At 69.1% G+C, this 12,674-nt stretch carries 11 protein-coding genes; 5 read left to right on the top strand and 6 right to left on the bottom strand.

The window, feature by feature from the left end:
- Positions 1-146: 146 nt before the first annotated feature.
- Positions 147-3,722 (top strand): discoidin domain-containing protein, encoded by a 3,576-nt coding sequence (locus tag HPO96_RS32760; protein WP_171678278.1) that lies wholly within the window; start codon positions 147-149, stop codon positions 3,720-3,722.
- Between the two features lie 107 nt (positions 3,723-3,829).
- Here the strand turns inward: HPO96_RS32760 and HPO96_RS32755 are convergent, their stop codons facing one another.
- The 5 genes from HPO96_RS32755 to HPO96_RS32735 form a co-directional block, all read right to left on the bottom strand.
- Positions 3,830-4,246, bottom strand: coding sequence for a MarR family transcriptional regulator (locus HPO96_RS32755; protein WP_171678277.1), 417 nt, complete (start codon positions 4,244-4,246; stop codon positions 3,830-3,832).
- A gap of 74 nt (positions 4,247-4,320) precedes the next feature.
- Positions 4,321-4,761: a hypothetical protein gene (locus HPO96_RS32750; protein ID WP_171678276.1), complete on the bottom strand. Its 441-nt coding sequence runs from the start codon at positions 4,759-4,761 to the stop codon at positions 4,321-4,323.
- Positions 4,761-5,414, bottom strand: a complete 654-nt coding sequence (locus tag HPO96_RS32745) for a type III secretion system chaperone family protein (protein WP_171678275.1) — start codon at positions 5,412-5,414, stop codon at positions 4,761-4,763. Before HPO96_RS32745 ends, HPO96_RS32750 begins: the two co-directional genes overlap by 1 nt.
- A 56-nt stretch (positions 5,415-5,470) precedes the next feature.
- A complete protein-coding gene (gene acs / locus HPO96_RS32740; protein WP_171678407.1) occupies positions 5,471-7,399 on the bottom strand; it encodes an acetate--CoA ligase in 1,929 nt (642 codons plus the stop codon).
- Positions 7,400-7,628: 229 nt separating this feature from the next.
- On the bottom strand, positions 7,629-7,973 hold the full coding sequence (locus HPO96_RS32735) for a winged helix-turn-helix transcriptional regulator (RefSeq protein WP_171678274.1): 345 nt from the start codon (positions 7,971-7,973) through the stop codon (positions 7,629-7,631).
- 57 nt (positions 7,974-8,030) lie between these two features.
- On the opposite strand from HPO96_RS32735, the gene HPO96_RS32730 reads away from it, so the two are divergent.
- On the top strand, positions 8,031-8,630 hold the full coding sequence (locus HPO96_RS32730) for an NAD(P)-dependent oxidoreductase (RefSeq protein ID WP_171678273.1): 600 nt from the start codon (positions 8,031-8,033) through the stop codon (positions 8,628-8,630).
- 46 nt (positions 8,631-8,676) lie between these two features.
- The gene (locus HPO96_RS32725) at positions 8,677-9,339 is read left to right on the top strand and encodes a sugar isomerase domain-containing protein (protein WP_171678272.1); all 663 of its coding nucleotides are present in this window, start codon (positions 8,677-8,679) and stop codon (positions 9,337-9,339) included.
- Between the two features lie 205 nt (positions 9,340-9,544).
- Here the strand turns inward: HPO96_RS32725 and HPO96_RS32720 are convergent, their stop codons facing one another.
- Positions 9,545-10,303, bottom strand: a complete 759-nt coding sequence (locus tag HPO96_RS32720; protein WP_171678271.1) for a GntR family transcriptional regulator — start codon at positions 10,301-10,303, stop codon at positions 9,545-9,547.
- A gap of 186 nt (positions 10,304-10,489) precedes the next feature.
- On the opposite strand from HPO96_RS32720, the gene HPO96_RS32715 reads away from it, so the two are divergent.
- Positions 10,490-11,437 (top strand): glutathione S-transferase family protein, encoded by a 948-nt coding sequence (locus HPO96_RS32715; protein ID WP_171678270.1) that lies wholly within the window; start codon positions 10,490-10,492, stop codon positions 11,435-11,437.
- A 69-nt stretch (positions 11,438-11,506) separates the two neighbouring features.
- Positions 11,507-12,673: a Na+/H+ antiporter NhaA gene (gene nhaA / locus HPO96_RS32710; RefSeq protein ID WP_171678269.1), complete on the top strand. Its 1,167-nt coding sequence runs from the start codon at positions 11,507-11,509 to the stop codon at positions 12,671-12,673.
- Position 12,674: the final 1 nt, after the last annotated feature.

The raw sequence follows: 12,674 nt of genomic DNA, 5'->3' as shown, positions 1-12,674 counted from the left end.
TGTCATGAACCGTTGACGGCCTCGTAGCACTGCCGTAACAATGAGCCAGCGCTACGCAAGATATTGGCAAGTCAACGAAAGTTTCAGACTCTCGCGTGGCGACTACTCCTTTGCGTCCTCACCACTCCCGCCCAACAGGAGAGGCCATGCGAATTCCCCGATGGCGGTTGCTGACCGCCTTGCTCGCCGCGAGTCTCGCGGCCGGCGCCCTCGTCGTCCCCCATACCCCGACCGCCCAGGCCGCCGCGCTGGCCGGCCCGAACCTCGCCGCCGGCAAGACCGCGACGGCGAGCAGCGTGACCCAGAACTACGTCGCCGCCAATGTCACCGACGGCAACCAGGGCTCCTACTGGGAGAGCGCGAACAACGCGTTCCCGCAGTGGGTCCAGGTCGACCTGGGCGCCTCGGTCACGACCAACCAGGTCGTCCTCAAACTCCCGACCGGCTGGGGCTCACGCACCCAGACGCTCGCCCTGCAGAGCAGCACCGACGGCCAGAACTTCAACGACCTGTCGGCGTCCGCGGGCCGGGCGTTCACCGCCCCGGACAACACGGTCACGCTCGACTACGGCAACTCGACCGCGCGCTACCTGCGGGTCCGCGTGACCGCGAACACCGGCTGGCCGGCCGGTCAGCTGTCCGAGTTCGAGGTCTACGGCCCGGTCACCGGTGACACCCAAGCTCCCACCGCCCCGGGCAGCTTGTCCCTCACCGAGCCCGGCGCCGGTCAGATCCGGCTGGCCTGGAACGCCGCCACCGACAACGTCGGCGTGACCGGGTACGACGTCTACGCCAACGGCCAGCTGCGGACCAGCGTGGCCGGGAACGTGCTGACGTACACCGACACCCAGCCGACCAGCTCGACGATCGCGTACTTCGTCCGCGCGAAAGATGCCGCTGGCAACCAGTCGCCGAACAGCAACACGGTGACCCGGAACGGCAGTCAGGGCCCGGGCAGCAACCTCGCCCAGGGCAAGCCGATCACGGCCTCCGGTTTCGTGCACACGTTCGTCGCGACGAACGCGAACGACGACAACGTGACGACGTACTGGGAGGGCAACGGCAACCCCGCGACGCTGACCACCCAGCTCGGCTCGAACGCCGACCTCAGCTCGATCGTGATCCGGCTGAACCCGGACTCGGCCTGGGGCCCGCGGACGCAGACGTTCTCGATCCTCGGCCGTGAGCAGGGCTCGTCGGTGTTCACCACGATCGTCGCGAGCGCGGCGTACAATTTCAACCCGTCGTCCGGGAACACGGTGTCGATCCCGGTCAGCGCGCGGGTGGCCGACGTCCGGCTGAACTTCACCGCGAACACCGGCGCACCGGCCGGTCAGGTCGCCGAGTTCCAGGTGATGGGCGTGCCGGCGCCGAACCCGGATCTGACCATCGGCAGCCTGTCCTGGACGCCGACTTCCCCGGTCGAGACCGACACGATCACCGTCCGCGGCACCGTCACCAACAGCGGAAACGCGGCCGCCGCGGCGACCGACGTCAACTTCTACCTGGGCACCACGAAGGTCGGTACGGCGGCCGTCGGCGCGCTCGCCGCCGGAGCCTCGGCCACGGTCAGCGCCGCGATCGGGGCACGGGACGCCGGGAGCTACTCGCTGAACGCGAAGGTCGACGAGGCCAACACGATCATCGAGCAGAACGACGCGAACAACTCGGCCACCGCCGGGACGGCGCTCGTGGTCACCCCGGTCGCCAGCTCGGACCTGGTCGCGGCGGCGGTCAACTGGACGCCGGGCAACCCGTCGGCCGGGAACAGCGTCGCCTTCTCCGTGACGATCCGGAACCAGGGCAGCATCGCCTCGGCCGCCGGCGCGCACGGGATCACGCTGACCCTGCTCAACGGCAGCTCCACGGTCACCACCCTGACCGGGACCTACAACGGCGCGATCGCGGCCGGCGCCACCACCACAGCAGTTGCTCTCGGCAACTGGACGGCGGCGAACGGGCGCTACACGGTGCGCGTCGTCCTGGCGGACGACGCCAACGAGCTGCCCGTCAAACGCACCAACAACACCAGCGAGCGGCCATTCTTCGTGGGCCGCGGCGCGAACATGCCCTACGACCACCTGGAGGCCGAGGACGCCGCGGTCGGCGGCGGCGCGCAGGTGATCGGCCCGAACCGGACCATCGGCGACCTCGCCGGTGAGGCCTCCGGCCGGCGCGCGGTGACGCTGAACTCGAACGGCTCGTTCGTCGAGTTCACCACCCGAGCGTCGACGAACACGCTCGTCACCCGGTTCTCCATCCCGGACTCGTCCGGCGGCGGCGGGATCAACTCGACGATCAACGTGTACGTGAACGGCACGTTCCACAAGGCGCTGCCGCTGACCTCGAAGTACTCCTGGCTGTACGGCTCGGAGTCCGGCCCGAGCAACTCACCGGGCGCCGGCCCGGCCCGGCACATCTACGACGAGGCGAGCATCATGCTCGACTCGACCGTCCCGGCCGGGGCGAAGATCAAGCTGCAGAAGGACCCGGCGAACAGTACGACGTACTCGATCGACTTCATCAACACCGAGCAGGTGGCGCCGATCGGCAACCCGGGCGCCGGGTTCGTGACGCCGGCCGGGTTCACCCACCAGGACGTGCAGAACGCGCTCGACCGGGTCCGGCAGGACAGCACGCTGCAGGGCGTCTACCTACCTGCGGGTGAGTACCCGACGCAGTCGAAGTTCAACGTGTACGGCAAGGCGACCAAGGTGGTCGGGGCCGGTCCGTGGTTCACGAAGTTCGTGGCGCCGCAGTCCCAGTCGAACACCGACGTCGGCTTCGACGCGCAGTCGTCGGCGAACGGCTCGACGTTCAGCGGGTTCTCGTACTTCGGCAACTACGACAGCCGCAACGACGGTCCGGGCAAGGTGTTCAACTTCTCCGGGACGTCGAACATGACGATCGACAACATCTGGGCCGAGCACCAGATGTGCCTGTACTGGGGCGCCAACACCGACAACTCGACGATCAAGAACTCGCGGATCCGGAACGCCTTCGCCGATGGCATCAACATGACCAACGGGTCGGCCGGGAACACCGTCAGCAACAACGACGCGCGGTCCACGGGTGACGACAGTTTCGCGCTCTTCAACGCCACCGACAACGGCGGCGGCGAGGTCCGGGACAACGTCTTCGAGAACCTGTCCGCGACGCTGACCTGGCGGGCCGCCGGGTTCGCGGTCTACGGCGGGACGAACAACGTCTTCCGCAACCTGTACGCGGCGGACATGCTCACCTACCCCGGCGTCACGATCAGCTCGCTGGACTTCGGCATCCCGATGAACGGGTTCGGCGCCACCCCGACGACGCGGTTCGAGAACGTCTCGATCGTCCGGTCGGGTGGGCACTTCTGGGGGAACCAGACCTTCCCCGGCCTGTGGATCTTCTCGGCCTCGAAGGTCTTCCAGGGAATCCGGGTGAGCGATCTGGACATCGTCGATCCGACGTACAGCGGGATCATGTTCCAGACCAACTACGTCGGCGGCCAGCCGCAGTTCCCGGTCGCGGACACGATCTTCACGAACACGTCGATCTCCGGGGCGCGGAAGTCCGGGGACGCCTTCGACGTGAAGTCCGGGTTCGGGATCTGGGCCAATGAGCTGCCCGAACCCGGTCAGGGCCCGCCGGTCGGCTCGGTCCAGTTCAACAACCTGACGCTGAGCAACAACGCCGTCGACATCCGCAATACGACTGGGTTCACCATCAACCGGAACTAGCCGTACACAGGAACGGGTAGTAGTCGCGATCCCCGCACCTGCGGATCGTGGGCTGAGCGTAGCCGGGCCGCCGAGCGGCCTACTACTACCCGTTCTTCGGTACGCGGTTACAGGTCGCGGGCGATGCGGTCGAGGAGCTCGCCGGCTTTGAGGACGTGTTCGCGGTCGGCGTCGTCCAGGCGGTGCAGGAGTTTGGTGAGCTCGTCGGCGGCCTGGCGGCCGGAGTCCTCGACGGTGGTCCGGCCGGCCTCGGTGAGGACGACGGCGGTCGCGCGGCCGTCGACCGGGTCGGGCTCACGGCGGACCAGGCCCGCCTCCTCGAGGGCGGCAACCGTGGTGGTCGCGGTCGGCTGCGAACAGGGCACCCGGGCGGCGATCTCGCCGATCCGGATCGGTTGCTCGTCGGCGACCAGCATCAGGGCGAGGAACTGGGTCGGGTGCAGGACCGCCGTCCGGCTGCGACGCAGATAGCGGACGATCCGATGCATGCTGACCAGCAGCTGCAGGGTCTCCTCCTGCGCCACGGTGATCACCTCCCCTGATGAAGCACTGATCCTGACATACCGAACGGCGTTCGCCCAGGGCCCAGTGGTGAACGTCATAAGCGGGTTGCGAGAACCCCTAGAGCGAAGGCCGAGCCGGTCAGGGCGAGCATAGTGGCGGCGAGCGTGATCAGGCGGCGTTGCAGGGAGGGGAGCTCGGCGGCGGTGGCGAAGACGCGCCGCGGCCAGTGTTTCCAGGAGACGTACCAGAAGCTGCCGGTTGCCGCGAGCAACAGGAGGGCCTTGACCGCGTGCAGCGGCCAGTGCGCGGAGTCGAGCAGGAGCAGGACGCCGCCGGTCAGGGCGATCGCCGCGATCAGGCCGAGCACCTTGTAGCGGTTGCCTGCAGCAATGACCGTGGTGAGCGCCTCGCGACCGGCGTGGTCGGCGCCGAAGTACCGCTTCAGCTTCGGCTGGACGACGAACAGCGAGTAGGCCATCCCCCCGACCCAGGCCGCGGCGAGACCCGCGTGCACGATCGCGAGGACGGCGCTCATCACTGCTGCGGAGGCGGCGGTGGGAAGGCGTTGTAGGGCAGCAGGCCGGCCAGCTGGACGAGTTTGCCGAGGGTCTCGGTCAGGTCCTTGGGCTTGGTGCGGCCGAAGATCGGGTGCTCCATGCAGACCAGGTCGTCGCCGACGACCGACCAGGTGTTCACCTTCTGCTTGCGCATGAACTGCATCAGCTGCGGGTGCAGGTAGTAGCCGGCCACGTTCGGGTCGGTGTCGATCATCTTGTACCAGCGGTTGAACTTGGAGTCCGGCGTCGGGGGCTCCGGGTAGTGCTCGACCTCGAGCTCCGGCTCGGTGCTCGACGCGATCGAGAAGTACGGCATCGGGCGCGGCAGCTTCACCACCCAGACGGTGTCGATCTTCACCTCGTCCAGCTGGTTGACCTCTTTGTTCGTCCACGCGGTGTGCACGTGGGTCACCTTCGGCCGCCGGTGGAAGTCGAACGCGACGAACGGCACGCCGTTCAGCTGGCCGTCCACGACACCGAACGCGATCCGCTGGTCACCGTGTGACGTGAACGGCGGCACCCGCCAGTAGTCCGTCAGCTCCGGCGCCTGCTCCCGGAACCGCCATCCGGACTGCTGAGCCAGCGCCTGCCGCTCCTCGTTCGTCTGCATCATCCGCTTCGCTTCGAGCACGGGCAAAGCGTAGGCCCCCGGGAGGTCGCTCCCGGGGGCCCGAAACGCCGGTTCGGTCAGTCCTCGTCGGACTTGTTCAGGTTGGTCTTGATCAGGTCCATGACGGTGGAGTCGGCCAGCGTGGTGACGTCGCCGACCTCGCGGTTCTCGGCGACGTCGCGGAGCAGGCGGCGCATGATCTTGCCGGAGCGGGTCTTCGGCAGCTCGGCCACGACCATGATCTGGCGCGGCTTGGCGATCGGGCCGATCTCCTTGGCCACGTGGTTGCGCAGCTCCTGGACGACGTCCGGACCGCCGTCGCCGGCCTCCGAACGGAGGATGACGAAGGCCGCGATCGCCTGGCCCGTGGTCGGGTCGGTGGCGCCGACGACGGCCGCCTCGGCGACCTTCGGGTGCGAGACCAGGGCCGACTCGATCTCGGTGGTGGACAGCCGGTGGCCGGACACGTTCATCACGTCGTCGACCCGGCCGAGCAGCCAGATGTCGCCGTCCTCGTCCTTCTTGGCGCCGTCGCCGGCGAAGTAGACGCCCTCCCAGCGCGACCAGTAGGTGTCCTTGAAGCGCTGGTCGTCACCCCACAGGGTGCGCAGCATCGACGGCCACGGCTTGTCGATGATCAGGTAGCCGCCGGAGCCGTTCGGCACCGACTTGCCGCTGTCGTCGACGACGTCCACGCTGACGCCCGGGATCGCCTTCATCGCGGCGCCCGGCTTACCGGCGGTGACGCCGGGCAGCGGGGAGATCATGTGCATCCCGGTCTCGGTCTGCCACCAGGTGTCGACGACCGGCGCCTGGTCGCCGCCGATGTGCTTGCGGTACCAGACGTACGCCTCGGGGTTGATCGGCTCGCCGACCGACCCGATCACGCGCAGCGTCGACAGGTCGAACTTCGCGGGGATGTCGTCGCCCCACTTCATGAACGTGCGGATCGCCGTCGGGGCGCAGTACAGGATCGAGACCTTGTACTTCGCGATGATCTCCCACCAGCGGCCCTGGTGCGGGGTGTCCGGGGTGCCTTCGTACAGGACCGAGGTGGTCGCGTTCGCGAGCGCGCCGTACACGATGTAGCTGTGGCCGGTGACCCAGCCGATATCGGCCGCCGTCCAGTAGACGTCGGTCTCGGGCTTGAGGTCGAATACGCCCCACTGGGTGTACGACGTACCGACCAGGTAGCCGCCGGTCGTGTGCAGGATGCCCTTCGGCTTACCGGTGCTGCCGGAGGTGTACATGACGTACAGCGGATGCTCGGCGTCGAACGCCTCGGGGGTGTGCTCGGTCGACTGCTTGCCGACGAACTCCTCCCACCACAGGTCGCGGCCCTCGACGATCTCCGTCTCCTGGCCGGTGCGCTTCACGACCAGGACGTTGCGGACGTCGGGGCAGTCGACCAGAGCGGCGTCCACCGCGGGCTTCAGCGCGGCCGGCGCTCCCCGGCGGTAGCCGCCGTCCGAGGTGATGACGACGCGGGCGTCGCAGTCGAGGATGCGGTCCTTCAAGGCCTCGGAGGAGAAGCCGCCGAAGATGACGGTGTGCGGGGCGCCGACCCGGGCGCAGGCGAGCATCGCCACCACGGTCTCGGGGATCATCGGCATGTAGATCGCGACGATGTCCCCGGGCTGGACGTTCAGCTCCAGCAGCGCGTTGGCCGCCTTGCTGACCTCGTCCTTGAGCTGGGCGTAGGTGATCTCGCGGGTGTCACCGGGCTCACCCTCGAAGTAGTAGGCGACCTTGTCGCCGAGGCCGTTCTCGACGTGCCGGTCGACGCAGTTGTAGGCCGCGTTCAGCTTGCCGTCGGCGTACCACTTGGCGAACGGCGGGTTGCTCCAGTCCAGCGTCTCGGTCGGCTCGACGGCCCAGGTGATCCGCTTGGCCTGCTCGGCCCAGAACCCCTCGAAGTCGGCCGCGGCGCGCTCGTACGCATCCGCCTTCAGGTTCGCGTTCGCGGCGAGCTCGGCCGGCGGCTCGAACCGACGCTCCTCGTGCATCAGGTTCGACAGGGCTTCGGACTGCGGTGACTCTGTCACGTCGGCGACTCCTCCTCGTGGCTTCGGCGCCTCGGAGCGCCCGACCCCTTTCTACCAAGGCGAACACGGCCGCGGAAGCGTGGTATCGCCGAACAGCCCGCCTCCTGCGCCGAACCGATCCCCGGGCGGGACGGACGGTCGAGAGCCCACTTCCCCGCTGGTCAGAACCCACCCACCCCACTGGTCTACTTCAGGCTTCGCGGGCGTCGAGGAGGTTGTCCCAGTTGTCGGACGCCCAGTCGCACAAGAGCTGGAGCTGTTCGAACAGGCCTTGGCCGAGGGGTGTCAGTTCGTAGGTGACTCGGCGGGGTTGTTCGGTGCGGCGGATGAAACCGTCGCGTTCGAGTGCGCGCAGAGAGTGGGTCAGGGCTTTGGGTGAGACGCGGGCGAGCGGGACACGGAGCTCGGAGTAGCGGCGGGGGCCGGCTTCCAGGCAGCGGATGACGAGGGCGGCCCACTTGTCCGGGCCGACCCGGAACGGGAGCAGGCTCGAGGGGCAGATCTCCTCGAACATGTCTGCGCGCAGCGGCTCCATCCGGCCAGCGTAGTTGGTATCCGGGCGGTAACCAGCGGCCGTTCTACGGTCGGCGGCATGAGCAGAATCCTGGTGGTTGGAGCCGGTGGACGGGCAGGGGGCGCCGCGCGCGAGGAGGCGGCGCGGCGGGGGCACGACGTGACGCCCGTACGCCGAGCCGGCGGCGGGCCGTACGTCGCCGGGGACGTGACGGACGCCGTCCGCCTCGCGGAACTCGCGGAAGGGCACGATGCGGTGATCGCGGCCGTGTACGACGGGGGTTCGGATCCGGCCGTGTTCTTCCCGAAGGCCGCGCGGGCCCTCGTCGACGGGCTGTCGACGGTCGGCGTCGGACGGCTGGTCTGGGTTGGGCTCGCCTCGATCCTGCCGACCGCGGACGGAGTCTTGCTGATGGACACCGAGGGGTATCCGAACGAGTACCGGCCGCTCTACTTGGCGCACCAGGCCGCGCTCGAGACGTTCGCGGCATCCGGGCTGGACTGGGTGTCGGTGGCGCCGGCTGGGGACTTCGAGCACGACGATCCGGCGCGGGTCGGTGGGTACCGCGTCGTACCGGCTTCGGCGTCCGCGCGGATCTCGTACGCCGATCTCGCGATCGCGCTGGTCGACGAGGTCGAACGGCCGGAGCATCATCAGGTGGCTGTGGGAGTGGTCTAGGTCGGCTTCTCGCTGGGGTGGGCGGGTGGCGAGTAGTTTCGGGCGCATGGATGGCGCTGAGGAGTACCTGCAGGCAGCACTGAAAGTCGCCCACCGCGCGGCGGAGTCCCAGGTCGGCGCGATCCGCGTCGCCGCCGGTCTGGTCGTCGATGCGATGACCGCCGGTCACACCTTCTGGGTCTTCGGCACCGGTCACAGTCATCTGATCGCCGAAGAGGTCTACGGCCGCGCGGGTGGGCTGGCTGATGTTCGCGCCATCCTCGAGCCCGGGTTGATGCTGCACGAAGGGCTGGCCAAGAGCTCCCACCTCGAACGGCTCCCCGGCCTGGCCGACGTCCTCCTCCGAACGCACCCGATCGCCGCCGGCGACGTCGTACTGATCGCCTCGAACTCCGGCCGCAACGCCGTCCCGGTCGAGTTCGCCCTCGGCGCCCGCGCCCGCGGCGCCTCCGTCATCGCCCTGACCTCGATGGCGCACACCTCAGCCGTCGACTCCCGGGTGCCGAGCGGCCAGCGCCTGTTCGAGACCGCCGACGTCGTCCTCGACAACTGCGGCGTCCCCGGCGACGCCCTCATCACCGTCCCCACCACCCCCGAGAAGACCGGCGCCACCTCCACCGTCGTCGGCGCCCTCCTCGCCCAAGCCCTCACCGTAGAAATCGTCACCCGCCTGGACACCCCCAACGTCCTCCGCAGCCTCAACGCCTGACCCCCAACCTGCGCCCCACCCACCCGGCTGCTCACGTTTGCTGGGCCGGCCAGTCAGCCGATGGGTGGGCCAGCCGCCTGCAGTTGGCCCACCCACCGTTTCGTGGGCTGGCCCAGCAAATGCGTGGGCTGGCCCAGCAAAACGCGGGCGTGGGCTGGCCCAGCAAAACGCGGGCGTGGGCTGGCCCAGCAAACGTGGGGGCGGGCTACGTGGCGCGGTAGGCGACTGTGATGTCGTAGCGGTCGGAGCGGTAGGTGGAGCGGCCGAACTCGATGACTTCGCCGGAGGCGGTGCGGGGGGCGGAGGTGATGATGAGGCAGGGGGTGCTGGGGTCGATCTCGAGGAGTTCGGCGTCGCCTGGCTCCGGTGGGGCGGCGACGATGGAGGCGGAGACCATGCCGAGGGCGACGCTCCAGCGGTCGGCGAGGACGCCGTAGAGGGAGTTCGCGGCCAGGTCGACCTCGTCGAGGCCGGGGTAGCGGCGCAGGGAGAGGGCGGTGCGCTCGATCGCCATCGGCTCGCCGTCGGCGGTGCGCAGGCGGACCAGGTGCAGGACGGGGGTGCCGAGCGGCTCTTCGAGCTCGCGGGCGAGGACGTCGTCCGCCGCGCCGACGCGGTGCTCGAGGACGCGGGCGCCGGGGGTGATCCCGCGGTTGACCATGTCCTGGCTGAACGACGAGGCGAGCAACTTGGACGGGCGGGGCTCGGCGACGAAGGTGCCGCCACCGGGACGCCGGGCGGCAAGGCCGTCGGCGACGACGCGGTCGACCTCTTGGCGGACCGTCATCCGGGCGACGCCGAAGCGCTCGGCGAGGACCCGCTCCGACGGCAGCACGGTGCCGACGGCCAGCGACTTGGTCAGGTTCTCCAGGATCTCGCGGATCTGGTCGCCCTTGGGGCGATCGGGCCGCAGCTCCGTGGGGAGATCGGCGAGGTCACCGGGGTTGTTCCGTGGGCGGGCCATGTGCTCAGTATCCCTGGAATTGTGGCCGGCAAACCGGTTGCCGGGGGCGCTGACCGCGGTCGCTCGGGGCTCGGCGACCGGTGCTTGTGGCGACCGCGACGGCGTTGGCGCGGTAGACCTCTCCGCCCGACTGTAACCTCTGCCGCCGACTCACGGCCAGTGACGAGTCAGGGTAGTTTTAACGTTATGCGTCGCGCACAGTTCGTAGCCGAAAGCGGATCGAACGGCGAGTGGAAGCGCCAGGGAAACCGGTTCACCGGCCGGATCTCCCGGGCCGCCACGTCGTCCCCCGGCGAGGGCCCCGACGACCAGGGCCGCTGGCCGGTCGAGCCCGGCCGCTACCGCCTCGTCGTCAGCCTGGCCTGTCCCTGGGCGCACCGCGCGGTGATCGTCCGCCGGCTGCTCGGCCTGGACGACGCGATCGGCCTCGCCGTCGTCGACCCGATCCGCGACGAGCGCGGCTGGCGGTTCACCCTCGACCCCGGCAGCCGCGACCCGGTGCTCGGCATCGAGTACCTGTCCGAGGCCTACCGGCGGACGGATCCGGCGTACGACGGCCGCGTCACCGTCCCCGCGATCGTGGACACCACGACTGGTCTGGTCGTCACCAACGACTACCCGCAGATCACCCTCGACCTGTCCACCGAGTGGACCGACCACCACCGCCCCGGCGCGCCGCAACTCGTGCCCGCCGATCGCGCGGAGATGGACACCCTGATCGACGACATCTACCGAGACGTGAACAACGGCGTCTACCGCTGCGGTTTCGCGACCGGCCAGGAGGCGTACGAGGCGGCGTACGACGCTCTGTTCGCCCGCCTCGACCTCCTCGAACAACGGCTCGCCGATCGCGCCTACCTGCTCGGCGACGAGCTGCGCGAGGTCGACATCCGGCTCTTCACCACGCTGGTCCGCTTCGACGCCGTCTACCACGGCCACTTCAAGTGCAACCGCAACAAGCTCACCGAGTTCCCCAACCTCTGGGCCTACGCGCGCCGCCTCTACCAGCTCCCCGCCTTCGGCGAGACCGTCGACTTCGACCAGATCAAACGCCATTACTACGTCACCCACGACACCATCAACCCCACGGGCATCGTCCCCAAGGGCCCGGACCCGGCGGTCTGGCTCGGCTAAACTGTCCTCAGGTGTGCCGGGAAGTCTGGTCGGCGATCGTTTCCGCGACCCCCGACGAAGGGCCGAACCATGACCCGGCAGATGTTCCCCCGGATCCTCCCGCGCGAGCGCGCCGTCCTGGCCGACACCTTACGCACCGAGACCACCGGCGGGCTCTTGTTGCTCGCGGCCACCGTTGTCGCGCTGGTGTGGGCCAACTCACCCTGGCAGGACGGCTATCACCACCTCCGCGAGCTGCCGCTCGGTCCATTGACGGTCGAGGCGTGGGCGTCGGACGGCGCGCTCGCGATCTTCTTCTATCTCGCCGGTCTCGAACTGAAGCGCGAGCTCGTGGTCGGGTCGCTCTCGAAACTCAGCGAGGCAGTGCTGCCGGTCGCCGCCGCGATCAGCGGAATGGTGCTCCCGGCAATCATCTACCTCGGCGTGAACCTGCTGGCGGACGACGGCAAACCGCACGGCTGGGCGGTGCCGACGGCAACGGATATCGCGTTCGCCCTGGCGGTGCTGGCGATCGTCGGCTCCCACCTCCCGAACGCCCTGCGCGCATTCCTGCTCACGCTCGCGGTGGTCGACGACTTCGGCGCGATCCTGGTGATCGCGGTGTTCTTCTCGCACGGCTTCCACCTGTGGTCGTTGCTGGCGTCGGTCGCGCTGATCGCCGTCTGGTACGTGCTGCAGCGCCGCAACATCCGGACGCCGTTCCTGTACGTGCCGATCGCGATCGCGGCCTGGTGGTTCATGCACGAGTCCGGTGTCCACGCCACGATCGCCGGCGTCGCGCTCGGTCTCGTCACGCGGGTCGAGTCGGCCGAGCGGATCGACGACCGGCTCCGGCCGTGGTCGGCGGGCGTCGCCGTACCGGTGTTCGCGTTGTTCGCCGCCGGGGTCACGTTGAGCGGCGACGCCGTCCGGCAGTTGCTGACCGATCCGGTCGCGATCGGGATCGCCGCCGGCCTGCTCGCCGGTAAGGCGCTCGGGGTGTTCGGCGGCTCCTGGCTGACCGCGCGCTTCACCCGCGCCGAGCTGAACTCCGACCTGGCCTGGCGAGACGTCGGCGCCGTGTCGGTGCTGGCCGGGATCGGGTTCACCGTCGCGTTGCTGATCGCCCAGCTCGCCTTTGCGGGTGACGTCGCCCAGGTCGAACGCGCGAAGGCCGCCGTCCTGATCGCGTCGGTGCTGGCCGCGCTGATCGCCTCGGCTCTGCTCCTGCGCCGGAACCGTTCGTACGCACGGTAGT

This window comes from Kribbella sandramycini, assembly GCF_013131805.1.
GTDB lineage: Bacteria > Actinomycetota > Actinomycetes > Propionibacteriales > Kribbellaceae > Kribbella > Kribbella sandramycini.
This window is presented reverse-complemented; position numbering and strand designations above follow the sequence as displayed.